The sequence below is a fragment of the Paraburkholderia sp. 40 genome (assembly GCF_050434105.1).
Classification (GTDB): Bacteria; Pseudomonadota; Gammaproteobacteria; order Burkholderiales; family Burkholderiaceae; genus Paraburkholderia; species Paraburkholderia tuberum.
Map to the genome: position 1 here is coordinate 903,168 of NZ_JBNPVY010000003.1, position 25,596 is coordinate 928,763.

At 59.6% G+C, this 25,596-nt stretch carries 23 protein-coding genes and 5 pseudogenes; 12 read left to right on the forward strand and 16 right to left on the reverse strand.

Annotation, left to right across the window (positions count from 1 at the left end; genetic code table 11):
• Positions 1–89 precede the first annotated feature (89 nt).
• The 4 genes from OKW28_RS19625 (at position 90) to OKW28_RS19640 (ending at position 7,822) form a co-directional block, all read left to right on the forward strand.
• On the forward strand, positions 90–1,700 hold the full coding sequence (locus OKW28_RS19625) for an efflux transporter outer membrane subunit (RefSeq protein WP_429448157.1): 1,611 nt from the start codon (positions 90–92) through the stop codon (positions 1,698–1,700).
• An 83-nt stretch (positions 1,701–1,783) separates the two neighbouring features.
• Positions 1,784–2,908 (forward strand): efflux RND transporter periplasmic adaptor subunit, encoded by a 1,125-nt coding sequence (locus OKW28_RS19630; RefSeq protein WP_429448806.1) that lies wholly within the window; start codon positions 1,784–1,786, stop codon positions 2,906–2,908.
• A complete protein-coding gene (locus OKW28_RS19635; RefSeq protein WP_429448159.1) occupies positions 2,905–6,024 on the forward strand; it encodes an efflux RND transporter permease subunit in 3,120 nt (1,039 codons plus the stop codon). The genes OKW28_RS19630 and OKW28_RS19635 overlap by 4 nt, the downstream gene beginning before the upstream one ends.
• 367 nt (positions 6,025–6,391) lie before the next feature.
• Positions 6,392–7,822: an IS1182 family transposase gene (locus OKW28_RS19640; protein ID WP_429443949.1), complete on the forward strand. Its 1,431-nt coding sequence runs from the start codon at positions 6,392–6,394 to the stop codon at positions 7,820–7,822.
• Between the two features lie 249 nt (positions 7,823–8,071).
• Here the strand turns inward: OKW28_RS19640 and OKW28_RS19645 are convergent, their stop codons facing one another.
• Positions 8,072–8,359 carry a GNAT family N-acetyltransferase gene (locus OKW28_RS19645; RefSeq protein WP_429448161.1) on the reverse strand — a complete coding sequence of 96 codons (288 nt, stop codon included), beginning with the start codon at positions 8,357–8,359 and terminating at the stop codon, positions 8,072–8,074.
• Between the two features lie 28 nt (positions 8,360–8,387).
• Between OKW28_RS19645 and OKW28_RS19650 the strand changes: the two are divergent.
• Positions 8,388–9,194: pseudogene (locus OKW28_RS19650) on the forward strand (IS5 family transposase).
• Between the two features lie 55 nt (positions 9,195–9,249).
• On the opposite strand, the gene OKW28_RS19655 reads toward OKW28_RS19650, so the two are convergent.
• Together OKW28_RS19655 and OKW28_RS19660 are read right to left on the reverse strand one after the other, a co-directional pair.
• Positions 9,250–9,642 (reverse strand): nuclear transport factor 2 family protein, encoded by a 393-nt coding sequence (locus OKW28_RS19655; RefSeq protein ID WP_429448163.1) that lies wholly within the window; start codon positions 9,640–9,642, stop codon positions 9,250–9,252.
• Positions 9,643–9,900: 258 nt separating this feature from the next.
• Positions 9,901–10,554: an NAD(P)H-dependent oxidoreductase gene (locus tag OKW28_RS19660; protein WP_429448165.1), complete on the reverse strand. Its 654-nt coding sequence runs from the start codon at positions 10,552–10,554 to the stop codon at positions 9,901–9,903.
• 92 nt (positions 10,555–10,646) lie between these two features.
• Between OKW28_RS19660 and OKW28_RS19665 the strand changes: the two genes are divergently transcribed.
• Positions 10,647–11,705 (forward strand): LysR family transcriptional regulator, encoded by a 1,059-nt coding sequence (locus OKW28_RS19665; RefSeq protein WP_429448166.1) that lies wholly within the window; start codon positions 10,647–10,649, stop codon positions 11,703–11,705.
• Positions 11,706–11,818: 113 nt separating this feature from the next.
• Here the strand turns inward: OKW28_RS19665 and OKW28_RS19670 are convergent.
• Positions 11,819–12,465, reverse strand: a pseudogene (locus tag OKW28_RS19670) (helix-turn-helix transcriptional regulator).
• Between the two features lie 29 nt (positions 12,466–12,494).
• Between OKW28_RS19670 and OKW28_RS19675 the strand changes: the two are divergent.
• The gene (locus tag OKW28_RS19675; protein WP_429448168.1) at positions 12,495–13,019 is read left to right on the forward strand and encodes a hypothetical protein; all 525 of its coding nucleotides are present in this window, start codon (positions 12,495–12,497) and stop codon (positions 13,017–13,019) included.
• Between the two features lie 263 nt (positions 13,020–13,282).
• On the opposite strand, the gene OKW28_RS19680 is transcribed toward OKW28_RS19675, so the two are convergent.
• Together OKW28_RS19680 and OKW28_RS19685 are read right to left on the reverse strand one after the other, a co-directional pair.
• Entirely contained in the window at positions 13,283–13,504 is a 222-nt protein-coding gene (locus OKW28_RS19680; RefSeq protein ID WP_429448170.1) for a hypothetical protein, read from the reverse strand.
• A 596-nt stretch (positions 13,505–14,100) separates the two neighbouring features.
• Complete coding sequence (locus OKW28_RS19685; RefSeq protein ID WP_429448171.1) at positions 14,101–15,054, reverse strand: aldo/keto reductase; 954 nt, start codon at positions 15,052–15,054, stop codon at positions 14,101–14,103.
• A 170-nt stretch (positions 15,055–15,224) separates the two neighbouring features.
• Here OKW28_RS19685 and OKW28_RS19690 point away from each other — a divergent pair, with 170 nt between their 5' ends.
• On the forward strand, positions 15,225–16,124 hold the full coding sequence (locus OKW28_RS19690) for an AraC family transcriptional regulator (protein WP_429448173.1): 900 nt from the start codon (positions 15,225–15,227) through the stop codon (positions 16,122–16,124).
• A 9-nt stretch (positions 16,125–16,133) separates the two neighbouring features.
• Here OKW28_RS19690 and OKW28_RS19695 read toward each other — a convergent pair whose 3' ends face one another.
• Positions 16,134–17,264, reverse strand: a complete 1,131-nt coding sequence (locus OKW28_RS19695; RefSeq protein WP_429448808.1) for an alpha/beta fold hydrolase — start codon at positions 17,262–17,264, stop codon at positions 16,134–16,136.
• A 255-nt stretch (positions 17,265–17,519) separates the two neighbouring features.
• On the opposite strand from OKW28_RS19695, the gene OKW28_RS19700 reads away from it, so the two are divergent.
• Entirely contained in the window at positions 17,520–18,101 is a 582-nt protein-coding gene (locus tag OKW28_RS19700) for a TetR/AcrR family transcriptional regulator (protein ID WP_429448175.1), read from the forward strand.
• Between the two features lie 129 nt (positions 18,102–18,230).
• A pseudogene (locus tag OKW28_RS19705) lies at positions 18,231–18,737 on the forward strand (transposase); the annotation flags it as partial.
• 133 nt (positions 18,738–18,870) lie between these two features.
• Here the strand turns inward: OKW28_RS19705 and OKW28_RS19710 are convergent.
• From OKW28_RS19710 to OKW28_RS19720, 3 genes and pseudogenes are all read right to left on the reverse strand, one after another.
• Entirely contained in the window at positions 18,871–19,254 is a 384-nt protein-coding gene (locus tag OKW28_RS19710) for an MFS transporter (protein ID WP_429448177.1), read from the reverse strand.
• Entirely contained in the window at positions 19,139–20,116 is a 978-nt protein-coding gene (locus OKW28_RS19715) for an MFS transporter (protein WP_429448179.1), read from the reverse strand. The genes OKW28_RS19710 and OKW28_RS19715 overlap by 116 nt, the downstream gene beginning before the upstream one ends.
• 34 nt (positions 20,117–20,150) lie before the next feature.
• Positions 20,151–20,357, reverse strand: a pseudogene (locus tag OKW28_RS19720) (transposase domain-containing protein); the annotation flags it as partial.
• A 17-nt stretch (positions 20,358–20,374) separates the two neighbouring features.
• Between OKW28_RS19720 and OKW28_RS19725 the strand changes: the two are divergent.
• A pseudogene (locus tag OKW28_RS19725) lies at positions 20,375–20,593 on the forward strand (transposase domain-containing protein); the annotation flags it as partial.
• A gap of 7 nt (positions 20,594–20,600) precedes the next feature.
• On the opposite strand, the gene OKW28_RS19730 reads toward OKW28_RS19725, so the two are convergent.
• The 5 genes from OKW28_RS19730 to OKW28_RS19750 all read right to left on the reverse strand — a co-directional run bounded on the left by OKW28_RS19730 (position 20,601) and on the right by OKW28_RS19750 (position 23,722).
• A complete protein-coding gene (locus tag OKW28_RS19730) occupies positions 20,601–21,326 on the reverse strand; it encodes a response regulator transcription factor (RefSeq protein WP_429448181.1) in 726 nt (241 codons plus the stop codon).
• Positions 21,327–21,336: 10 nt separating this feature from the next.
• Positions 21,337–21,690 (reverse strand): MipA/OmpV family protein, encoded by a 354-nt coding sequence (locus OKW28_RS19735; RefSeq protein ID WP_429448810.1) that lies wholly within the window; start codon positions 21,688–21,690, stop codon positions 21,337–21,339.
• A gap of 12 nt (positions 21,691–21,702) precedes the next feature.
• On the reverse strand, positions 21,703–22,098 hold the full coding sequence (locus tag OKW28_RS19740) for a hypothetical protein (RefSeq protein WP_429448183.1): 396 nt from the start codon (positions 22,096–22,098) through the stop codon (positions 21,703–21,705).
• Between the two features lie 184 nt (positions 22,099–22,282).
• A complete protein-coding gene (locus OKW28_RS19745) occupies positions 22,283–23,065 on the reverse strand; it encodes an alpha/beta hydrolase (RefSeq protein ID WP_429448185.1) in 783 nt (260 codons plus the stop codon).
• Positions 23,066–23,224: 159 nt separating this feature from the next.
• Positions 23,225–23,722, reverse strand: a complete 498-nt coding sequence (locus tag OKW28_RS19750) for a hypothetical protein (protein ID WP_429448187.1) — start codon at positions 23,720–23,722, stop codon at positions 23,225–23,227.
• A gap of 141 nt (positions 23,723–23,863) precedes the next feature.
• On the opposite strand from OKW28_RS19750, the gene OKW28_RS19755 reads away from it, so the two are divergent.
• Complete coding sequence (locus OKW28_RS19755; protein WP_429448189.1) at positions 23,864–24,760, forward strand: AraC family transcriptional regulator; 897 nt, start codon at positions 23,864–23,866, stop codon at positions 24,758–24,760.
• A gap of 84 nt (positions 24,761–24,844) precedes the next feature.
• Here the strand turns inward: OKW28_RS19755 and OKW28_RS19760 are convergent, their stop codons facing one another.
• A complete protein-coding gene (locus OKW28_RS19760) occupies positions 24,845–25,582 on the reverse strand; it encodes an IS6 family transposase (protein WP_429448191.1) in 738 nt (245 codons plus the stop codon).
• Between the last annotated feature and the right edge of the window lie 14 nt (positions 25,583–25,596).

Consider the following 25,596-nt stretch of genomic DNA (forward strand, 5'->3'; position numbering starts at 1 on the left):
CCCATTAAATTTTTTTAATAATCGAGCGAACGACCCGACAGGACGGGCTCGCTATCCTCGCGTCGTCCATGTTGCGAGGAATGCCCTTTATGCCCCGGTTGTACGGTTCGCCACCACTCGGTCGCCTTGCGCCGCTCACGTTGCGCGTGGCTGTCAGGTCGCGGCTGTCGCTGATCGCGTGCGTGCTGACGCTTGGGCTGTTGCCTGGCTGCTCGCTCGTGCCCGCCTATCAGCGTCCGGCCGCGCCCATGCCGATCGCCTGGAGCAGTGCCGCGCAGGCGCCGCTGGCCGATACGGTGCCGGTCAAAAGTGGTTGGTGGCGCGTGTACCGGGACCCGGCGCTCGATGCGCTCGTCGAGCGTAGCCTGCATAACAATTTCTCGCTGGCCTCAGCGGTCTCCAGTGTCGCCGAGGCGCGCGCCAATGCAGAAAAGGCCGGCGCGCCGCTGTATCCGTCGCTGACGCTGAACGGCACCTTCGAGCGCAGCCATCTGAGCGGTGCGGGAGGCAGTTCGGGCATCTCCACCCACGGACAGACTCTGTTCGCGGAAGCGGCTTACGAGGTGGACTTCTGGGGGCTCAACGCCGCCAATGCCAATTCGGCGCAGATGCTCGCGCGCGCCAGCAGTTTCGACCGCGATACGGTGGCACTGACGCTGACTGCGTCGGTGGTCGATACGTGGTTCCAGATTCAGAGCCTGCGTCAACGCGTGGCGCTCGCGCAGACCATCTCGGACGATGCCGCCAGGATCCTGACCCTAATGCAGGCTCAGCAGGCGGCCGGCGTCGTGACGGAATTGCAGGTCCAACAGCAGCGCAACGTACTGGCGACGTTCCAGGCTGCGATTCCGACGCTGCAACTGCAACTCGATCAGAACGTGCACCTGCTCGCTACGCTGGCGGGCGCGGCGCCCGAGGGATTTGTCGTCCCCGAGGCGAAGCTCGCCGGCATTCCTGTGCCGCAACCGCGGCCGAACCTGCCGTCGAGCCTGCTCGATACCCGGCCCGATATCCGTTCGATGGAAGCGCAGTTGCAGGCGGCGAACTTTAGCGTGGGCGCGGCGCGCGCGGCCTTTTTCCCAAGCATTGTGCTAACGGCCGACGGCGGCCTGAGTAGCCGTTCGCTGTCGCAGTTTCTTTCAAGTCCGTTTTCGAGCCTGGCGGCGTCGCTGGCGGCGCCGATCTTCGACGGCGGCGCGTTGCGCGGGCAGTTGCATGCGAACGAAGCAGCCGAGGACAAAAGCGTCGCCGGCTACCGACAGACCGTCGTGACCGCGCTGCAGGACGTCGAGGATTCGCTGTCGGCCGCCGCGCAGCAGCGCCAGGCGGAATCGGCCGACCAGGCGGCGGCCGATGCTGCCGCTAAGGCCGCCACGCTCGCTGACGCGCAATACAAACTTGGCACGATCGATTTCCTGACAGTGCTCGACACGCAACGCACGCTCTATCAATCCGAGGACACGCTCGTGCAGGCACGGCTCGCGCGCTTGCAGGCGTCGGTCAGTCTGTTCCGCGCGTTCGGCGGCGGTTACGGCGTGACCGCGCAGAACGGTGACGGCGACGCGAGCGGCGAACCCTCGGCCATCGGTTCAAGCGGCTCGATCGGCTTAACCCGCCCTGTCTACCACACCGACACCACCGCCGTCGCCGAAGACAGCTACGCGCAGCGCCCCTCTTCAACAAATCCCGTCGCGCCATGAATCACGCCGCAGATCTGCCTCCTCAGCAACCGCCCCGGCCGCAGCGCCGTTTCCCTCTGCCTGTCATCGCAGCCCTCGTGGCTATGCTCGCCCTGCTAGTCTGGTGGCAATGGCCCAAACACCCCGCTAGCGCACCGGTGCCCGCCGTTCCGGTGAACGCCGGCCACGCCGTTACCGTAGACTTCCCGATCCGCGTCGCCTCGGTGGGCACCGTGCAGGCGCTCAATACCGTCGACGTCAAAGTGCGCGTCGACGGTCAGTTGCAGCGCGTCGCTTTCACGGAAGGTCAGGACGTGAAGGCTGGGCAAATGCTCGCGCAACTCGATCAAGGGCCGCTCACCGCGCAATTGCACCAGGCTGAAGCGGCACAACGCAAGGACCAGGCGAGCCTCGAGAACGCGCAGCTCGACCTGGACCGCTATTCGAAACTCGTGGGCATTGGCGCGGCGACCTCGCAGAGCGTCGACACGGCGCGGGCGCAAGTCAAGGCGCTGGCCGCGACCGTCGCCGCGGACGCGGCGCTGATGGAAAGCGACCGCCTGCAACTGAGCTTTACGACGCTGAGCGCGCCGTTCACGGGCCGCGTGGGCGCGCGTGAGGCCGACGTCGGCGCGATAGTCCATCCTGCGGACACCACCGGCATTGTGACCCTCACGCAGATGGAGCCGATCGACGTGCTGTTCTCGGTGCCGCAGGACGTGCTGCCGAACCTGCTGGCGAATCAGGCGAAGGCGCCACTGCCGGTGAGCGTTACGACGCGTACCGGCAGCGACGAGCTCGCTCAAGGCTCGCTCGTCTTTGTCGACAGCCAGGTTGATCCGGCCACGGGCCAGATCAAGCTGAAGGCGTCGTTCACGAACACGGACCGCAAGCTGTGGCCGGGCGAACTCGTCACCGCGCGCGTGCTCGTGCAGACCGACCGTCAGCGCATCGCCGTGCCGAGTCGCGCCATCGTCAATACGCAGGCCGGCACGCAAGTGTATGCCATAGGCCCGGACGGCAAGGTGCAGATGAAAGCCGTTGAGACCGGCGTAAGCGTCGACGGCATGACAGAGATCAGGCATGGCGTCCAGACGGGCGAGCTGATCGTGTTCGATGGACAGAGCCGTCTGAATCCGGGCGTGAAGGTGGCGGCGAAGATCGTCAGCGCGAACGCGGAAGCCGCCTCCGCGTCTGCGTCCACTGCGAATACGGACTCGCCGTCATGAGCCTGCTCGAAGTGTTCATCCAGCGACGGATAGCGACCAGCTTCCTGGCGATTGCCGTCCTGCTGGTCGGCATGGTGGCGTATTTTCTGCTGCCGGTCGCACCTCTGCCGCAAGTGGATTTCCCGACCATCCAGGTCATCGCGAATCTGCCTGGTGCCAGTGCCGATACGATGGCGACGTCGGTGGCGACGCCGCTTGAACGGCAGTTGTCGAACATCGCCGGCATTACGCAGATGACCTCGTCGAGCTCTCTTGGCACGACAAGCATTGCGATCCAGTTCGACCTGTCGCGCGACATCAACGGGGCGGCCCAGGACGTGCAGACGGCGATCAACGCTGCAGGCGGCATGTTGCCAAAGAACCTGCCGAATCCGCCGACATACCAGAAGGTCAATCCGGCTGACTTTACGCTGCTGTCGCTCGCCTTGACGTCGCCATCGCTCACGCTGACACAGCTCGACAGCTACGCCGAAGATTTTCTCGCGCAGCAGATTTCGCAGATGCCGGGCGTGGGCCTCGTCGATTTTCACGGCCAGCAGCGTCCAGCGGTGCGCATCCGCGTCGATCCCGACAAGCTCGCCGCGCGCGGCCTGACGCTGGAAGACGTGCGCTCGATCGTCGGTGTGCAGACCGTCAACGCACCGAAGGGCAGCCTGAACGGTCCGGACCGTTCGGTCGTGTTCAACGCAACCGACCAGATCACCACTGCAGCCGGTTATCGCGACCTTGTCGTCGCGTACAAGAACGGCGCGCCGATTCGTTTGCAGGACCTGGGCACCGTGATCGACGCTGCCGAAGACACCCAGCAGGCTGCCTGGCTGCAGCATGAACGCGCGATCGTTCTCGACGTCCATAAGCAGCCGGGCTACAACGTCGTCGACACGATCCACAACATCACGACTCATTTGCCGGAGATGGAGGCGTCGTTACCCGCGGCGGCGCACGTGCATGTAGTGGGCGACCGCACGCAGACCATTAACGCGTCGGTACGCGACGTGCAGTTCACGCTGATGCTGACTATCGGGCTCGTCGTGATGGTGATTTTCTCGTTCCTGCGCAACGTCTGGGCCACCGTGATTCCGAGCCTGACGATTCCGCTGTCCCTCGTGGCGACCTTCGGCGTGATGTATCTGCTCGGCTATAGCCTCGACAACCTGTCTCTGATGGGGTTGACGATTGCGGTCGGCTTCGTCGTCGACGACGCGATCGTTGTAATCGAGAATGTGATGCGTCACATCGAGGAGGGCGTGCCGCGCATGCGAGCCGCGTTGCTAGGTGCGCGCGAAGTGCGTTTCACGATCGTCTCGATGACGATATCGCTGATCGCCGTGTTCATTCCGATCCTGATGATGGGCGGGATCGTCGGCCGCCTGTTCCGCGAGTTCGCGGTGACGGTGAGCGCGGCCATTGTGATGTCGGCGCTGGTCTCGCTGACCGTTACGCCGATGCTATGCGGCTGGCTGATCCGCACGCCGGCGGCAAACCGCGGTGGCCTCAGCAAGCTGGAGCGATGGCTCGAGGCGGTCTTCGTTGCGGTCGAGCGGCGCTATGAACAAGGGCTAGATTGGGTCCTGCGCCACCAGAAGACCATGCTTGTCGTCACGATTGCGACGGTGATTGCGACCGGCGCGCTGTTCGTGCTGATCCCTAAAGGCTTCTTTCCGCAAGAGGACTCGGGTCTGATTCAGGGTATCGCACAGGCCGCGCCGGATATTTCGCCTCAATCGATGGCGGCAAAAATGCAGCAACTGGCTCATATCGTCGAAGCAGACCCGGCGGTCGACAACGTCTACTACTGGATCGGGCCTAATCCGACCGTCAGCCAGGGCCGCATGATGATCAACCTGAAGCCGTTCAATCAGCGCACGGCGAGCGCGGGGCAGGTGGTCAACCGTCTGCGACCGAAGCTCGCGGCGGTGATGGGCATCACACTGTCGATGCAGGTGCGTCAGGACATTCAGGTGGGTGGACGGCTCAGCGCCGCGCAGTACCAGTACACGCTGCAGGACCCGAATGTGCAGGAGTTGGACCACTGGGCGCAACTTCTCACGGACCGATTTGCGAAGCTGCCGCAATTGACCGACGTGACGTCGGACCAGCAAGCCTCGGCGACGAGCGCAACACTGGTTATCGATCGTAGTACGGCCTCGCGTTTCGGCATCACAGCGCAGGCGATCGACGATACGCTCTACGACGCATTCGGCCAGCGTCAGATTGCAACACTCTTCACACAGTTGAACCAGTATCACGTGGTTGAAGAGGTCGATCCGAAGTTTCAAATGACGCAAGACGCGCTCGCGCATCTCTACGTGCGCTCGCCGTTGACGAATGAACTCGTGCCATTGAACGTGCTGGTGACAGTTCAGAACAACGTGTCGCCAATTTCGGTGAACCACCAGGGCCTGTTCCCGGCCGTGACGATCTCGTTCAATCTCGCCGCGGGTCAATCGCTCGGCAGCGCGGTGACGGCGATTCGCGCGGCCGAAGCGGCGGCCGGCAAGCCGGACTCGTTGACGGGCACGTTTCAGGGCACCGCGCAGGCGTTCCAGGCCTCGCTGAAAAGCGAGCCTTACCTGATTCTGGCGGCGCTGGTGGTCGTGTATCTCGTGCTGGGCATTCTCTATGAAAGCCCGATTCATCCATTGACGATCATCTCGACGCTGCCGTCAGCCGGGGTAGGTGCACTGTGCGCGCTGATGTTGTTCCGCCAGGATCTGTCGATCATGGGCATGATCGGGATCATTCTGCTGATCGGCATCGTCAAGAAGAACGCGATCATGATGATCGACTTTGCGCTGGTCGCGGAGCGCGAGCAGGGTCTTTCGCCCACCGCTGCGATCCGCCAGGCCTGCGTGCTGCGTTTTCGTCCCATCATGATGACGACACTCGCCGCGCTGTTCGGTGCGCTTCCGCTGGCGCTCGGTCATGGCGCCGGGGCAGAGTTACGCGTGCCGCTCGGGATTGCGATTGTCGGCGGTCTGGTGCTGTCGCAGATGCTGACGCTATTCACGACACCGGTGGTGCACTTGTGGTTTGCCCGTCTTGCTCATCGACTGAAACGGGACCATCGCGAAGGCAATACGGCTTTCATACATGCGAGTGAGACAGAATCTTGACCCCGCGGATGACGGCGCGAAACCCGGGTCGCGCCTTTAACCCCACCGCGAGCCTTGGCTAAAGGTAAAGCATTCCTCGCGTCCTCCAGAAAATTGCGTGACCGGTTTTTTCCACCCAATCGGCGAATTCTGGTTCGTCGATAGTGTTTCAATCAGCAGCGGGCTCTTTAGCAATCAGGATCGCCCACATAAATTGATCGTTCAGACTGTCGAACCGCAGGTTATGCCGTTGACAACGACCGACCTGCTCTAGCCCTTGAAGAGACGTTCAAAGGCAATCTTCGTTCGTCTCTTCATGGCCCAGACTGTGTCAAAACGCCATTTTGACAGGTTAAAATGGCTCATCCGATAGCGGAGGATGGGCGAGATGAAGCGGTTCGTTCAAGGCGACAGTCGTACACAAAGCTTTCTCCTCCCTGAAGCACTTGACGACTACGTGACGGACACCAATCCCGTGCGTGTAGTCGATGTTTTTGTAGATGAGCTTGATCTTCAGAAGCTTGGGTTTGAAGGTGTTGAGCCAGCGCTGACAGGGCGGCCTTCGTATCATCCGGAGGTGATGCTCAAGATCTACATCTACGGTTACCTGAACCGTATTCAATCCAGCCGTCGCCTTGAACGCGAGGCTCAGCGCAACGTCGAACTGATGTGGCTCACGGGCCGCTTGGCGCCGGACTTCAAGACCATTGCTCGGTTCCGTAAAGACAACGGCAAAGCAATCCGCAGCGTCTGTCGTCAGTTCGTCATGCTATGCCAGCGTCTGGACCTTTTCGCTGAAGCGTTCGTTGCGATCGACGGCAGCAAGTTCAAGGCGGTGAACCATCGTGATCGCAACTTCACAAGCGCCAAGCTCGAACGACGCATGCGCGACATCGAGTCAAGTATCGCTCGCTATCTCGAGGCGATGGACACAGCCGATCGTCAGGAGCCTGCAATCGCGAAGGCCAGAACAGAGCGACTGCAAGACAAGATCGCGGCCTTGAAGGAACAGATGCGAAGCCTCAAGGAAATCGAGGTTAAGCTGAACGAAGCACCGGACCGACAGGTGTCGCTCACGGATCCCGATGCCCGTTCGATGAAGACACGAGGAACGGGAGTCGTCGGCTACAACGTCCAGACGGCGGTTGACACGAAGCACCATCTGATCGTCGCGCACGTCGTTACGAATGATGGCATTGATCGTGATCAGTTGACGTCGATGGCGAAGCTGGCGCGTGATGAGATGGCCGTCGACAAGCTCACCGCAGTTGCGGATCGCGGCTACTACAAGAGCGAGGAGATACTCGCATGTCATGAGGCTGGAATAAGCGTGCTCGTTCCCAAACCGGTGACATCGAGCGCAACGGCTAATGGCCGCTTCGGCAAGGATGACTTCATTTACAACGCACAGACGGACGAATATCGGTGCCCGGCGGGCCAGCGGCTCATCTGGCGATTCTCAACTGTTGAGCGCGGTCTGAAGATCAGTAAATACTGGAGTTCAAATTGCCAGCAATGCTCACTAAAGGGGGATTGCACGCCGGGTCCTCAACGTCGCGTGACACGCTGGGAGCACGAGGCTGTTCTCGATGAGATGCAGGCGCGACTTGATCATGCGCCTGAGATGATGCGCATCCGGCGACAGACTGTCGAGCACCCGTTCGGCACGATCAAGGCATGGATGGGCGCCACTCATTTCCTGACACGGACCATCGAGCGGGTGAGTACGGAGATGAGCTTGCACGTGCTGGCGTACAACATGAAGCGAGTGATCAAGCTACTCGGTTCAGAAGCGGTTATGAAGGCGATGCGGGCGTGATGCCCGTACGGGGTTGTTGAGCCTTTGCGATATGTTCGGTTGTGGTTTGCGTTCAGATTGCCGCAAACGACAAGCCGCGACATGCGCCGGAACAGGTTTCGTCAATTCCCAGTGGCCACGCGTTTTGACACAGTCTGGGCCGTTCAGTGTCTCACGCAAAAAGCATGGACGGCTGCATCTTCCGCGGTGCGATCGAAAGCGCGCGACCGGTTTCGGCCATTCGACCCGGCGGCAAGCGGACTCTGGAAGCTAGTGGGCCAATTTTTCGTACAGTGACCAGACATAGCCGTCGGGTTTCAGTCCTACGCGGGTAAATCCAAGCGACTCGTAGTAGGCGCATAGCTTCGCATTTTGGGCGTCGCAGTCGAGTCGAACAAAACACCGGTTCAAGCCGCTCACTTTATTAGCGCACCAATCAAGCATGAAGCTGCCGAGTCCACGTCCGTTAAAGCCTTTCCGCACACAAAGCCCATGCACATAACCGGCGATCGGTTCTTGAGGTCCCCAGTGCTTTTCATCGTCTAGGGTGTTAGGCACTTTTTGTCGGACCTGGTATCCTGGCAGGATGAAAAAACGAAGGCCATACCCAACGGATATGTCGGACGAAGAATGGTACTTCGCCGCTCCGTACCTGACCTTGATGAACAAGGACGCACCGCAACGCCGTTACGAACTGCGCGAGATGTTCAACGCGCTACGCTGGATCGTACGCGCGGGTGCACCATGGCGTTTGTTGCCAAATGACTTTCCGCCCTGGGAACTGGTCTACCAGCAGACGCAACGCTGGATTCAGGCCGGCTGTTTCGAGGCTATGGTCAATGACCTGTGTTCGATCATCCGGATCGCGCAGAAGCGTCGTGGCTAACCCAGCGCGGTCATCCTCGACGGACGGACGCTGCAGTCGACCTGCGAAAGTGGACCTCGCGCCGGTTACGACGGTTACAAGCGCAAACGCGGCAGCAAGGTCCACATGGCGGTTGATACTTTGGGGCAACTGCTTGCTGTGCATGTTACGCCGGCCAATGAACAGGAACGCGCGCAGGTCGGAGAACTGGCCCGTCAGGTTCAGCAGGCCACCGGCCAGACGGTCAAGGTGGCGTTCGCGGACCAGGGATATACCGGCGAAGAGCCTGCGCAGGCTGCACTCGACGAAGGAATAGAGCTTCAGGTAATCAAGCTGTCGGAGGCGAAAAAGGGCTTCGTGCTGTTGCCGCGCCGTTGGGTGGTCGAGCGCAGCTTCGGCTGGCTCAACCGCTTCCGCCGACTGGCCAGAGACTATGAGCGATTGCCTGAAACCTTGGCCGGTTTGCACTTCATCGTATTCTCCGTGCTTATGCCTGTTCACTTTGCAGCCCTTAACAAAAGTGCCTAACACTCTCTAAGCGATCAGGAAAACGCAGTCCTGAGCCAATGATGTTTGAATACCTTTAGCCGACAGATAGCTGCAATGGGTTCATGTAGTCACGGAAATGCGTCACTCGGCCCTCGCGCAGAGTAATAAACCAAACGTAGCTGAGTTCCCACGGCGCATTGTCCGAAACCCGCCGATGATGCCCGGTAGCCTCGACGATGAGTTCATTGCCCACCTGCCGCGCACGGACGTCGCTGAACGAGCCGAGCCGGATTGATGCCAGCAAATGGGCCATATAGGACGCAATCGCGTGGCGTCCCTCCAGCTTTGTGACCCACCCCGCTGGGGCGAACGGAAACTCGTGGACTGCGTCCGCTGCGTACATCTTCATCCAGCCATCGACATCCCCGGCTTGAAGTGCCTGGAGCGCGTTTACAAGCCATTCGGGCAAATCCGATGTTGGTGCCATATTCTTCTCCCATAAAATTGATTGATGATCCTGAACATTTCATAAACCTCTGCATCCACCAGCCTGCGACAAGCTGTCGCAGCCGGGACTCTGGAAGCGGACATACATCGAGCCCGAACTGCTGCGACGGTGACAATGCGCCCAATGTTCCGCGGATGCTCGATTGTCGTGATGCGCGTTAAGACCCGGCGCACATCCGCGGTCATAGGGTCCGTGGCGTGCTTTCATCGCAATGTAGGAAAACGTTTCGCTCACTAATCACGTTATTTCGGTTACGAAGTCGGCACGACTGCGGCGCACTTTTTTGAGACTCACGAGCCAATCTCCGTCCGCGGCGCGATAACCCAGGGCCATCAGAACAACGCTACGCAGTTGCTTCGATTTCAGATCAAGGATTTCGTCCACCGCCGCCGGGTCGAACCCCTCCATTGGTGTGGCGTCGACTTCCTCAAAAGCCGCAGCAACGAGGGCAATGCCCAAACCGATGTAAGCCTGCCGCGCAGCGGCCTGATGGTTGGCTTCGGTTCCCCGATCAGCGACGATGCCCAGCAGTTGGCGGCGATAATTTTCCCAACCTTCGTTCCTGAAGCCCCGAACGTCGTTGGTCAGATCGAACATCATGTTGACGCGATCGGCAGTGATGTCGTCCCACGCCGCAAATACCAGCAGATGCGAACAGTCAGTGATTTGCGCCTGATTCCAGGCAACGGCGCGAATCCTTTCGCGAGTTTCCGCATTGCTCACGACAAGCAACTCGAAGGGTTGAAGCCCGCTTGAAGTGGGTGCCAGCCGTACTGCTTCGACGATACGTTCAAGTGTTTCATCAGGCACCCTTCTCGTTGCATCGAATTTTTTGGTGGCATAGCGCCATGTCAGTCTTTCATTTACGGTCGTCATTCTGTCTTTCTTCATGTTTGGGGTTGAAAACAGAGGCAGCACGCAGGCGCCCTTTCGTGCGCCATGTCAGCGATTCAAGCCTTCGTAGAGAATGAACCTGCTGAATCATGGCCAGTTTGAAGCGGGCGAAAAACCAGTGCCAGCGCAGAACAATGCTGCAGCACATGCAGCAACCGGACGTTGCTGACAAGTCATTCCCCGGTTATTCTGAACCCATGAATCTGGATCAGGGACGAGCCGATGAACTCGCCGCATTGCTCGCTGTCGCCCGGGAAGGTTCGTTCGTTGCGGCGGCCGCTGCGCTCCAACGCCATTCGACGATCATTTCCAAACGCATCAGCACGCTGGAGCAACGCCTTGGCGTGCGCCTGCTCGAAAGGACGACGCGAAGGGTTCGCCTGACAGAAGCTGGCGCGCGGCTTGCCGAACGCGTGCAGATGGCGACGGACGCGATTTTCGAGGCCGAACAGGAAGCGGCGGCAGGCGGCACCGAGTTGCGGGGCCGCCTGCGCCTGGCATTTCCGGCAGCGATGGGACGGCAGTGGCTTGCGCCGGCGCTGCCGGATTTCGCGCGCCAATATCCCAGTCTGCATCTCGAGGTTGACTACGCCGAACGCTACGTCGATCTTGTCGGGGAAGGTTTCGATGCTGCCTTGCGTCTTGGCACCTTGCGCGACAGCCGGCTGGTTGCCCGCAGGCTCGGTGATCACCGGATCGTCCTGGGCGCTTCGCCGGAGTACCTGAAGCGCCACGGCGTTCCCGCCTCACCAAGTGCATTGGCGAGCCACAATCTGCTGCGATATACGGGGCCGGTGTCGACTCCGGAATGGCGAATGCGCAAGGGCACTCTGCGCGACACGATCGTGCCCGCGGGCACCTATCATTCGAACGACATCGGCGCCCTGCTTGAAGCGGCGCGCCAGGGAATCGGGATTGTGGGTTTTGGCGATTGGTCGATGGCCCGTGACTTTGCAGCGGGCACGCTCATCCAGGTCTTGCCACAATGGCGGTTCGAGATGGACGAAGGAATCTATCTGGTCCGCCCTTCCAGTCAGTTCACGCCCGCGCGGACCGAGGCCTTCATCCGGTGGATCACCGGACTATTTGCCGGCGGCCTTCCTTGGGACGCGGCAGTGGAAGCACCTACTAACTCCCAGTACCCGTGACGGGGGCACTAAGGAGACGTATCAACGTCATTTGCCCCTCCTACGATTTCTCCACGTAGATCGACAGTTTGAGCCTCGGATCATCGTTCGCCTTAAACGTCGAATAGCGGAAATCAAGCGGTCCGCGGCCCCACGTGCATGAGATGTTTCTCGCCCGACACTGGAGCCGAAACCCCATGCTCGCGCCACCACGCCATGAACTCAGGGCAACCCGCGCGAAGACGTTCCACAATCTCCACGAAGCTGGGGTCGGGCGCCCAGAGATCGTAGTTCACGCGGAAGAGCGAGACCATTCGTCGGGCCTCCGCGGCCCAGCTCCCTCCGAACAGCTTGCGGGCTGCCGGATCCAGCAGCATATAGAGAGGATATTCCGGTCTTCATCGGGCAATGTCGCGAAGTCGGTGAAGAGCTGCACCGCCGCGTTATTCCAGGCGAGGATGTCCCAGCGTTCGCCGGTCAGGTACGCGGGTTCTGCCAACCCCTCTACGACAATGCGAAGAACTTCCGGCACCGTCTCGCGAAGGAAGCGCCCGTCCCTTCCGCCTTGCGCCAAAGCCCGGAGATGCGCTTCCTCAACGGCGCTCAGCATCAGCGCCTTCACGAGTGACGCGAACGTTTCGGCCGAAGAGGAAATCACGCGACCTTGCTCGAGCTTGACGTACCACTCGGTGCTGATACCGCTGCGCCGCGCAACTTCTTCGCGACGCAGGCCGGCTGCGCGCCGGCGCCCTTCAGATGGGAGACCGACATCTGCTGGCATTGGATTTAAAGGCCGGGGAGACACTGCTCGTGAGCGGCGCGACCGGCAATTTTGGCAGCGCCACTGTGTTGACAGCACTGGCGATGGGCGTGCGCCAGGTCGTCACGCCGGGACGCAACGAAACGGTCCTCGTGGATTTGAAGCAACGTTTTGGACCCCGTATCATACCCGTCCGTCTGTCGGGCGATGGGACGCAGGACATCGCGGCGATAGATTCGGCAACCGAGGGACCTATCGATGCAGTGCTCGACTTTCTGCCACCTTCGGCCGACGCTTCGGTCGCGCGGACAGCGATCATGGCGGTACGGCCTTATGGGCGCGCCATACTCATGGGTGGAGTCGGTATGCTGGGTGGCGATGACCTTTCCCTTATCAAGGGGCAATGGGTGTACGAGCCGCGAGCGGTACATACTATGGTAGGTATGGTGCGCAGTGGTCAACTCGATCTGAACCAGTTCGCGGTGACGGAATTCGCTCTCGAGGAGGTCAACCATGCCGTCTCGCACGCTGCCGCGAACAACGGTCCGTTCAAGCTGACTGTGGTCCGGCCTTGAATGCGAAGGCGACGCTACACGATTGAACCCGATAGAGTCATCGGCGTTCGCGGCCGTTCGGCGCCCCGGTCCCCGTTACTCCTGAACGAAACAATTGCATCCGTGCAGCTCGAAAAAATTCGCAGCCCGCCTCGGCTTCGTGATATTTGGACAATCGCGTGCTGCGCGTTCCGGATGCAGCTCGTCTGCTGCTTTCAAGCAGCAGAAAAGATGGGACAAATACATTGCCTCCGTCCTCCATGTCATCAGCAACTTGAAAGTCGTCAAGATATGACGGCGCGAACGTCATCTTCTTCTGGGCGTTTTTGTTCCGGACGGTTTTTGTTCCGGGTGCCGTTTCTTGCGGCTTTTCGTTTCATAAAGGACTGGTTGTTCTTCGCTTGTCGCTTCTTCCTCGGCAGTTGCTTTCTGTTCGTGCCGAGCCTGACGGCGAGACCCAGACACAGGCGTGCGCGCATGATCTGCCCCACGGAAGGCCGGGTCATGAAGCGCCTTGGACAGCGAAAGTGCCGGAATTGCGGGGCCTGGTTTCGTCCAGATCCCCGCAGGTACCGCAGCGGACCCTTGTGTCGTCACGCGAGCAAGGGCGCCAGCCAGCGCCAATAGCAGGCCAAACCCGAGAACCACGACTATTGCCGCAGCATGGAGTACGTCGCGCGGGTGGCGCGTTGGCGCGCCAAGCATCCCAGCTACTGGCGTCGAACGAAACAGAAGTCCGAGAACACTGCCGATGAGTTACAAGAGGACTGCTCCGCGCAAACCTGCCTTCGGAGTATCCGCCTTCAGAAAGCCGTTCCTCAGTATCTCAAACACAGCAGCCGCTGCCGTTTCCAATTCTTCAGGCTTGCAGTCTACTGAGCTATCGAAGCGCGCGTAACGAACAGCGATCCTTTGGCGCCTCGCAGCGCAAGGTCGAGGGAAGGCGTCGGCCCCGATGCGGTACCGAAGCTGACCAGATTTCATCGGCTTTGCTCCGACGGCCGACATATTCACAGGCGATCATCCCCGCAGAACAAAATAACCGCCTGCGGTATGGCTCGGAACGGCGGTCCGAGGACTTGGGCACAGCGAAGCTTCAGACTCACAACTCTTGTTCCCACCAGCCTTGGGTGTTCACGTTAGCCGCGTCGGCGAGAGCTTCCAGCTCTGCAATGTCGTCGCTGGCAAGCGTCATGCTGGTGGCCCGGACCAGACCATCGATGTAGTTGGGCCTGGTGACGCCAATGATCGGCGTCGTTCCCTTGGCGATAGCCCAAGCCGTCGCGACGTCGGGAGCTGCTGCACCCTGCTTCTGGCCGATCGAGGCGAGCTTGTCCGTCAGCGCCTTCAGCTGAGGCAGCATGCCATTGTAAGTCTCCGCCCGGTTGCTGCCTTTCGGCAGCGGGTTCTCCGGACTGTACTTGCCGGTCAAGGCGCCCTGTTCGAGCACCATATAGGCGAAGAATGGGATGCCGTGGCTGCGGCAGTAGTGGACGATGCCGGCATCCTCAGAGCTGCGGTAGAGAAGGCTGTAGTGGTTCTGGACGGCTTCGACCCGGAACCCGGCTTCGCCGAGGATCTGGTCGGCGAGTTCGATTTCGCTCAGGTTGTGATTTGAGACGCCGACATGTTTGACCTTCCCGCTCTTCAGCAATGGGATCAGGTGCGGCGTCCACCGCGCCACATCGGCGGGATTGTGAATCCAATAGAGGTCGATGTAGTCGGTACCGAGGCGGGTCAGGCTCTGCTCCAGCATGTCCGCCACCGGATCGTCACTGGTTCCCGCGGCCTGCGGGGTGAACTTCGTGGAGAGCTGGTAGTCGCTGCGGGCGTAGCGCTTCAGTACTTCCCCGAGTACGGTTTCGGAACGGCCCATGCCGTACACCACGGCGGTGTCCCACAGGATGAACCCGGCCGCATGTGCCTTGTCGCCGACCTCTTCCAGGCCAGCCTGAGTCAGCTGGCTGCCGAAGTAGCCGTTGCCAGTCTCGCCGCTGTCGCCCCAGGCCCAGGTGCCCAGTGCGACCGTGGGGGTCTTCAGATTATCGATTGTCATGTTTGCTCCATGCTTGTTCTGCGGCCGGGTTTGCTGTGACCCGGGCGCCGCCTACACTGTGATGCGCGGCGACGTCGAACCGTGAGCCTGATGCGCCGGAATTACTGCCCAATCCTCCAGAAGCACGGTTCGCATTGCCGCCCTCCCGCGCGCGTGCGATAGTCAGATTCATGGAAACATTGACCGAAATCGCTTCCGTGATTGCCCGACACGTCTCGAAGGATGGCTTCCAGGCCACCCCAATCGAACGCGTGACACTTGTTCGATCCTCCACGGTGACGATGCCGATGCCGAATGTTTACCGGCCGCAACTGTGCCTCGTCGCGCAGGGGCACAAGGAGGTCACACTGGGCGACCGCGTGTTCAGATATGCACCGGGGCGCTATGGAGTCGTGACCTACGACCTGCCGGTGACAGGCCATGTGGTCGAGGCGACGCCTGACAAACCCTATCTCTGCCTGTACCTCGATTTCGATCCGGTCATGCTGGGGGAGTTGGCGTTGCGCGTGCCGCCACCGTCGGGAGCGCCATCCCCGCCCGTAGGCAAGACAGTGTCCGACGCCGGCACCGCGCTGCTCGACGCGGCGTTACGCCTGCTGCGCCTGCTCGACGATCCGGCAGCGCTGCCCGTGCTCGGGCCGCTTGCCGAGCAGGAAATTCTCTACCGCCTGCTCGCCAGCCCGGACGGCGCCAGGATGCGCCACATCACCTTCAGCCAGGGTCGGGTGGCCCAGGTCGGCCGCGCCATCGCCTGGATCTGGAAGAATTTTCGGGAACGGTTCAGCATCGAGCGGCTTGCCGCGGAAGTAGGCATGAGTCCGTCGAGCCTGCATGAGCATTTTCGCGCTGTGACGGCGATGACGCCGCTGCAATTCCAGAAGCAACTCAGGCTGCAGGACGCGCGCAGCCTGATGCTGGTCCAGGACATCGACGTCACGACTGCCGCCCTCCGCGTGGGTTACGAGAGTGCGTCGCAGTTCAGTCGCGAATATCGCCGCCACTTTGGAGAACCGCCGGCGCGCGACATAGCCCGCTTGCGCGCTTCGGCGGGCTTGGCAGTGGTCGCTTGAGTTCTTGACCTAACCGCTGATGTGGTCCGGTCCGGCCACTTCCTTGATGAAGGCAAGCAGGAGCTCGCTGAGCCGAACCGGCTGCTCCTGTTGGATCCAGTGACCGGCGCCGTCGATCAGCTCAATGTCCCCCATTCTCGTCGCCACCCTCGTCCTCATTACATCGAGCGCGCCAGGCGCCGAATAGGTGCCCCAATCGCTCTTCCCGCCAATGAAGAGCGACGGGACATCGATCGTCTTGCCCGAAAACAGGCGCAACTCAGCGTTCAGGTCAGGATCGGAAAAGACGCGATAAGCCTGCAGGGCGCCTTGAAACCCAGTGCGGCCATACTCCTGCGTGTAGACCCCGAGTTCCGGCTCGGTGAGCCATTTGCACGCCAGGATCTCGGCGGCGGAAGGTTGGAATGGAGCGACTGTCTGGGGCATCGTCTTGCCGAGATCCATGACGTAATAGGTGGGCATTTGTGCAAGTTCTGCGGCGGTTAGCGCCTTCAACGGATGCGGCTTATTTCCCGGCCAGTCAGCGCTCTTGACGTAGAAAAATGCACGAAGAAATGCGTGTAAGCCTTGAGGGGGACGCCACATGTCATGGTTCGCCTCCCGTGTGCTCAGGTATTGCTGGTAATACTCTCTCGGCGGGTCGAGCGCTGCCAGCGCGGCCGCTAACTTCTGATTTTCAGTGTTCGGTTGAACCGACGATGCGCCACTCTGCGCGGTGTTGAACGGAAGCGCCGGCGGCCCAGGGAACGGTGCGCTCATCAGCACCACCGAGGGAAAGACGTCAGGCCGCGCTAGCGCACAATACGCCGCCACGGGCGAGCCGAGATCGTGCCCGACGAGCATTGCCGTACGCCGATACCCCAACGCCAAAACCAACCCAAGGGCGTCACGCGTCATATTCAAAAGGCTGAAGGGCGCTAGCTGGGCGTCATAGTCGTTCACCCAACCGGTGGTGCGGCCGAAGCCCCGCTGGTCGGGCGCCACGACATGGTAGCCCGCGTCAGCCAGAATTTGCATCAGGTGTCGCCAACCGTAAGCCAGATCGGGAAAACCGTGCAGAAGCAGTGCCAGCGGCCGGCCGGGGTTCTCGTAACCTGCCTCGAGAACATGGACATCGAGGCCGTTGACCCCATGGATCATGCGCGAGCGGACCCCCTTGGGAAGCGTTCCTTCGGCATATGTTGGCGTGGCCAAATCACTTTCTCCTGTAGGGTTTGCGCGGGCCGGTCGAAGTAAAGCAGCTACTAGGCCGGCCGCGCCCATCGCTAAGACGGCTCGTCGGGATGCCGATGGCTTCATTTTGTCGAGGGGCACTATTGAAGTCCAAAATATGGTGACCACCATAGTATGGCGACCGCCATAGCGGCGTCAAGCGAAACGTGGTAGTTTTTCGGCATGACACGTAAGACTGACGCGCGCGCTCGCGCTATTGAAACGGCCGAACGACTGTTTCGCATCCAGGGATACACTGCGACCGGATTGACCCAGATTCTCGAGGAAAGCGGCGCGCCTAAAGGATCGTTCTACTTTCACTTTCCACGCGGCAAGGCACAACTTGCAGAAGAAGCAATCGACAATTACGTTGCGAAACGAATTGCTGTATTACGGGGCATCTCGGCGACTACGACGGGTGATGCTCTGAATTTTGTTCATCAGATATTCGGCACATTTGCGGCTGAGATGGTCGCCTCTGATTTCCAGTATGGGTGTCTGATGCAAAATCTGGCGAATGAGTTGCCCGCGCTCGACGCTGAGCTGACCAAACGGGTAGCGCGCGGTTTTGTTGAGTCGACCGCGATTATTGCGGAGCATTTCACGGGGTGCGGTTTCGCTTCCGCGCGCGCGTCCTCTACCGCAGCCGCATTGGTGGCCGCCCTCGAAGGCGCGCGGACGATCGCCCGCCTGGAACGCTCGCCGGCTGTATTTGAGGCACTGGCAAAGGTTAGTGCCCAAAGGTGGACTGCCCCCGAGGGATGATCCGGTCCGATGTTCTCGGTCGGACGAGAATGGCAGCGATCACCCTATGACGAGCGTCGGTCTTTCACGTGTGGTCGGCTGAAAAAAGTGGACGCCAACATTCCGTAGAATTGAGGAATGGAGGCGTTGATGAACCGAATCCCCAAAGCCGTATCCACGAAAGGAATTTCGTGAAGAAGCAGTCAAGCTGGCAGTGACTGACGGCGTGGGCGTGTCTGAAGCTGCATGTCGACTGTATATTTCGATGAAGACGTTGGCGAACTGGGTTCGCGCGGCAAAGGACGGCAAGCCGGAGAACGTCGGGCGAACCCAGAAACCACTGACAGAGATCGAGCCGGAGCGGGGGGCGGTTCAAGCGACGGTTGGCAGAAGCGAAGATGGAGCGCGATCTGTTAAAAAGTCTTCGGCGTACTTCGCTAAGGACTCGCGGCGAAGTACGGCGTTATCGAACAGATGCGACAGTATTACCCCATGCCGCCGATGTGCCGGTTCCCGGGCGTGTCCATCAGCGGCTACTATGCCTGCCGCACACGGCCGCTGTCGCTACACGCTGAGCAAGAGCTTCAACTCGAAGCACAGGTGCGCGCAGCTCACGGGCTGACCCGACAAACCTTCGGCGCGGAACGGCTACAAAAATCACATCATAAAACTGTTAATCAGTCAGCGAGCAGCCGTTCGTCTCCTTCATACGCCAGACCGTCACGAGTGTGATGAATGATCCGACCGACACATAAATCAGGAAGTAGTTGTCATGATGGACGGATTGCAGCTACGCCATCAGGAAAGGTGTGGTGCCGCCAAGAACCGCAATGACGATGTTGATCGGCAGGCCAATACCCACGGTGCGGATCTCCGTCTTGAACATTTCCGAAAGGACTGCGGGGACGACGGACGAAAAAAACGCATAGAGCACCAGACCGAAAATCTCGATGCCTGCAATTGACCAGAAGGTCGAATGCACAGACAGCACCACTGGGTATAAGAACAGCGTATAGCAGCCCGCACACACGAACATCTGCGGGCGACGGCCAAACTGGTCAGAAAACATGCCGAAGAACGGGTGCACCGCGGTGTAGATCGCGAGCGAAAACGAACTTGCCGCGTAGGCCGTGGACGGTGCAGCACCTGCGCGCTGGATCGCATAGACCGGCACGTAGACGGCGAACAGATAGAAACGCAAACGTGTCGCAGATGGAGACGCCGATCAGCGTAAAGACTGACCTACGGTGCGTCGTGAATAGTGCGCGGACCGAACCCATCTCCCGTTTGCCCTCAGCGCGCGCCTTTTCGAAGATCGCGGTTTCCGCGACGCGACGGCGCAGCCACCAAGCATAGATGCCGCTAAGCGTAGCGATGACAAACGGGACACGCCAACCGTATGCAATCATCTGACCGTACGTCAGGAATTCGTTAAGTAGCCACACAATGCCGGATGCGCACATCAGGCCGATGCCGGTGCCGAAAAACAGGAAGCTGCCATGCAGGCCGCGCTTGTTCGAGGGTGCCGTTTCGCCAAGGAAGGTAATGGCCGCGCCGAACTCACCGCCCGTGGACAGCCCTTGCATCAGGCGTGCAATTGTCGCAATAACCGGCGCGGCAAAGCCGATTCTGTCATAGGTAGGCACGACGACGAGCAACAGAGAGCCGAGCGCCATTAGTTGCACGGACAGAGACAGCGCCGCTCGTCGTCCATGACGATCTGCAAGCACACCGAGAAGCCCGCCCCCCAACGGGCGCATTATGAAACCGAGTGCGTAGACGCCAAAGGCTGCAAGCAGCTTTGCACCTTTGCTGTCGCCAGTCACGGCGAGTAGAGCAATCTTGAAGTGCGAACTGTCCGGGGTGAATACATTGCCCCCTAGCGTCGCCTGCCTATCTCGCGTGCCATTCGTGTGCCAGGCAACCACTTCGTTTTCATTGATCCTTGTCCGGCCTCGGTCGCAGCCAGTGTGGCACTGATCTGCCGGGATGCGCCCGGGATCGATCGTGTGGAGATTCATCGCCAGATCGACCATGAGGTCGTGGATTTCCTACGCGCAAATCTATAACTCATCCAAGCTGAGCTGGCATGCCCCCAGGGAAGCAGCGCAGCGTAGTGGTCGACAGTCTTGCCAGAGGCAATCGCTGGAACAGCAAGGTGAGGTAACGGTACGGATCGATTCGACAGGCTTTGCAGGTTTCGACGAGAGAGTAAAAATTGGCGCTCGCAGTCGCGCCGCCGACAGTGTCCGCGAACAGCCAGCCGCCCCTGTTTAGAGAAGCATTTGCATCAAAGGTCCTCCTGGATGTTCAGCGATACAGTCGCTGGCGCGAAAACCCGTGCAATGGTCTACAGTCTGATGCTCACGTGCCGCGCCTGCAACGTCGAGCCGTGTGCCTATCTCCTGCACGTACTCACCGAACTGCCGCAGCGCTCCCCGGATGCCGATATCACCGATCTGCTGCCATTCAACTTCGCGAAGCTCTCGCCTGCAGCACCTCACCCAGTCTGATCCATAACTATTGCATTCGTGCGGATTCGTCGATCGCTGCGGTGTGCTGAATTGCGCGCTTACAAATGACCAACCTTTTGGCACCTTGTTGTGGCAAATTGCAAGACAAAGCGGCCGACGCCAGCAGCACAAAGCCCACTCCTCGGATGCTCGCGAGCTGATGCTTCGTGCCTACTGAGGCCAGCTTCTTGCGTAAGCGACGCATTGCAACCGCCAACGCGCTCTCTGTAACGACTTCGCCCGGCCCCGACGCCGCGCGCCTGAGCATTGCATAGCGAACGGTCCGGCCGCCCGCCTTCATCACGCACAGCATGATTTGCAACACGGCCCGCGCGAGTTGCACTGAGCGGTGTGCGCAACGCATTGCGTGCTGCCGAGAATCGATAGTGATGTCTCCGGCCTCGGTGACAGGCGCTGAGAGCGATACCGCTCGACGAACAGCTTGCGCACACGTGCCAAAGCTCGTGCATGGCGAATGGTTTTGACAAAACGTGGTCGACGCCGCTTCCCAGGCAATCCGACCAGCGGTGCGCAAGGTCCGCAGAACAGTAAGACCTTCGCCGTTCGGCAGTCCGCGCTCGACGATCAGCGCTGCGTATTTGCTGGCGTCAATTCCAGAACCGGCTTCAGAAGCGCTACGGAACACGTCAGACTCGATTCCCGCATCTGCAAGAGCCCGATGTATGGTCTTTGCACGCACCACCTTGTCTTCGACGATCGCTACCCGGAACATGACGGCGCGCTCATTCGAACTGGTAAGCATAACCGAGCGCTAGTGCAGGCAGGTACCGCCGCCCCACGATGGGACTTTCAGTGATACCGTCTGTGAAATGCTTTGCAGCGACATCCAGCGTGACTTTCTGCTTACGCGTGAGGCTGTAGTTGATTCGCGTACCGATCGACACGGCGTACGCGGACGAAGCCGTATACTCGAGGCGTCCTGCACGAGCTTCCGATGCCCGCACGCCATAGTAGTAGTTGATGTAGTCGTTGCTGAACCATTCCACGCTGCCGTACGGTTCCACTGAGAACTTGCCAAAGTCAAACGATCGGCTGTAGTCGATCTTAGCCCGTTCGCCGCGATTACCACCCAGCAGATAGTCAGCCGACTATGTGCCAAATCCAGTCTTCCAGGCGAGTGCCGTACCATACCAGAAGGCGGGGTTGCGGTTCTGCATTCCGCTCAGGATGGGAGCATCATCGTTTCTGTTGCCATCGGCGAGCGCGTAGTAACCACGCAGTGCGACGCTAATGTTGCTCCAGTTGCCGATTTTCAGGTCGATCGTTGTGCCGTACGCGTGAACCCATTTATCATCAAAATAAATGAGCGGTATCGGTGTGTATTTGGTGTCGCCGCTGACATACGGCGAACCCGCAATGCCAACGCCTGCACATAGGCCCCAATGTGTCACGTTGGTTGCGCTGCTAAGGACCGTAAGGCCGGAATCATCGGCGCCAGATTCGGCTTCTACGCTGTCTGCCCACACATCAGTCGAGATGTACAAGAACGGATGCGGCTACTATCAGAAAAGAATGTCGTAGATAAAACGTTTGCTTCACAGGCGATCCAAAAATGATAAGCGTGGTGTGTACAAAGGCCAGCACGATGTACCGAGCCGGGCCCGGGGCCACGGAGGCGGTATCTCTTCACGAATCTATCTCGTAGCGCAACGCGAGACGATTACAAGCCTACTTCTGCGCATTGGTCGCTTCGAGAATCAGATCTGCGACCTCGGTCGGATGCGATATCAGCACAATATGGCTCGCCTTGACCTCGATCGTGTGTGCGTGCATGCGATTTGCCATGAAGCGCTCCAGATCCGAGTTGATGGTGCGATCTTCCGTCGACACCACGTACCACGTTGGCTTGTCGCGCCATGCGGCGACCGTTGTCTTTGCCATTGTGATGGCCTTGCCCATCGGCTGTTGAACGGCGTAATACGTTTCGGCTTCTGACTTCGGCAGGTCGCCCGCGAAGTCGTTAATGAAGGTCTGCTCGGAGAGTTTGCCGTAGCCGTCATCCGACCACTGCAATCCTGCCGATGCCGGCGCCGGCGGGAATTTCTTTGTCAGCGCCGAATAATCCTCGCCCGCATCGGGCGCACGCGCAGCAACGTATACGAGCCCGGCCACTTTGGGATCGTCGCCTGCCTGGCTGATCACCATACCGCCATACGAGTGCGCGACGAGCAGCGTCGGGCCATCCTGTTGTGCCAGCACGCGCTTCACGGCGGCAACGTCAGCCTGAAGCGACGTAGTGGGATTCTGTACCGCGGTGACGCGCAAGCCTTTCGTCTGCAATAGCGGAATCACCTTTTGCCAACTGGATCCGTCGGCAAAGAGACCGTGCACCAACACGACATTTTTGATGGGAGCAGAAGGAGCTACGCTCTGGTCTTTCGCCAACGATAGCGCGGTGCCGAAAAGTGCGCCGCAAGCAATTCCTGCAAAGACAAACGCATTCAACTTCATCAGACTTCTCCAGAAAGCGTATGGGATCAGATTGGCAACTTCGTTAATGGGTTCGGGAATCGATCAATCAATCTCTGGCAGTCATCCGTGCGGTCGGTTCGCTGCAGACGGTACTACCACGGCAGATAATGAAGACGGAAAGACGGTCTCCAGGCAAACCTATGCTTGTGTCGAACGACGTGCGAGGGATTTTCCGTGCAGGCAGTAGGCTTGAGCTATCAGGCCCAGGATGAGCCCAGCCACAAGCACACCATGCGCACCGATAAGTAGAGGCGACTTAAGATTGGTCACCAATGGATGTCCGTTAGGCACGCGCTTTAAAGTTTCGGTAACCGTAGGAAACATCAACACAAAGGCGGTCAGTGTCAGACAGAAGGTTTCGGCATAGACACCGATTCGACCGGGCAACGGTATGCGCCCGACGCCATAACCGGCGAATAGCAACACAAGTGCAGCGACACCGATTACGTAACTGATGCTTTGATGTGCGACGAGAAACACGGTCAGAGAACCGATCAGCATGGCAAAGAAGTACACCGCTCCCGGAATCGAGCGGGGCACGATTCGACCATGACGGACGAACATATACACGGCCACGGGGATCGCAGGTAGACTGCCAAGCGTGTGAACCCAGCCCAGCGACGAAATTCCAAACATAGTCAAATCCTTCTTGCATGAAAGGCAGATAAGATGGCCAGGCTAGGCTAGGCCAATCCGTGGGCCGGATTAGCCATACAATCCACGTACAGTTCTCTTGTTGACCGAGGCTTACTTTAGGCTCACGAAGCTCAAATTGACATGACCGAACTTGGGAAAAATTTGTCCATTCTTCCGGAATTGGCACTTGCTGGCCTAGCTAATGGCGATCTCCTGTCGCAGGTGCTCGCGCGCATGCGTATGACCGGTGACTGTGCCTATTCATATAAATTGCCGCCGCTCGCCCAGCTGGAAATGTCAGCGCGGAGCCCGTACGCGTGCGCAGTCACCGAAGGCATCGTAAAAATTGCAGGTGATCATGTAACCTCTTCCGAAATTCAATCGGGCGAGTTGGTATTGTTACCGCGTGGGCCTTGCGACTTACGAATCGCGGCTTGCAATGAACCGGCGACCGTAGTCGTCTGCAGTTTCTGGTTTGATCCTGGCAGTCTGCAGGATTTACTTTTCGGGCTGCCTTCCCTGATCCACCTTCGACACACGGAGACAGAGGGATGGCTCGACAACCTCATGAAGTTTCTTCTGCATGAAGCCGGCAATGACCAACCAGGCTCCGCGCTGATGGTCTCGCGAATGATCGATCTCTTTGTTGTTCGCGCGTTGCGGGCTTGGGTTCATCACGGTCACGCATCCAGCTGGCTGGGCGGATTGGCAGATCAGCGCATCGCTCGGGCTTTAAAGGCAATCCATGAGCAGCCCCCGCGAGGGCTGACTATTGATGGGCTCGCCGCTGTCGCTGGAATGTCCCGTTCGAGTTTTTGCGAACGCTTCACGGCGCTTGTGGGCAAATCCCCGCTGCGTTACCGCAACGAATTTCGTCTCACCGTCGCCCGGGACATGTTGGCCAAAGGCAATGCGCGTGTGGGAGAGGTTGGCATGTCTGTTGGCTACGAGTCCGAGGCCGCTTTCAGTCGCGCGTACAAGACGTTTTTCGGCCACACACCTCGAGACGCGAGACCGACGACCGCAGTGCCTCAATAATTTCCAAGACACCTTGGCGAGAACTGGGCAGGGCGCTGTCACGTTACTGTCCCCTGACGAGATATCGGCAAGGACAGTCGTGTCTCAGAACACGGTGGACGGAGCTTGGGCAATGCCAGTGAAGAGACGCCAGGTTTCAAATCGCGCGGCGAGCTGTTTGCGATAGAGCGAGGCGCGTAGCAGATGACGCTTGAGCGCGAAGTGCTGGCGGATCGGACCGAAGCACGACAGGAATGACTGCGTGCGTTCTGGCAAGCAAAAACCTCGCATCCGGCGCTCGCGTGCACGCGTGGGTTGATGGCTGTTTTCAGCGCGGTTGTTCACGCGTGCGCAGGCCTTGACGAATACGTGCTTCACATTTGCGAGCTCAGGGATCTCTGTTTTCGCGGCCGGGTAGCTGCGCAACCGGTCAGTGACGATTTTCTTCGGCGCGACAGAACAGGCCGCCAACACCCGTTTGAAGAAGCGTTTGGCCGCGGCCTTGTCGCGCCGCTTCTGAAGCAGGATGTCGAGTTCAATGCCGTGCTCATCGACTGCACGCCACAGCAGCCAGGGCTCGCCGCGTAGTGTCACGAACATTTCGTCGAGGTGCCATGTGCTGCCCGGCTTGCGCCGGGCAGTCCTGACCTGATGCGCAAAACCGGCGCCGAACTTGTCCGTCCACCGCCGGATCGATTCATGGCTGACAACCACGCCGCGCTCGAACAGTAACTCCTCGATATCGCGCAGGCTAAGTTGAAAGCGGAAATACCACCGAACGGCGCGGCTGATGACTGACGCCGGGAATCGATGGCCATGGAAGAGCGATTTCGTCTTTTTCATCACTTCATCTTAGC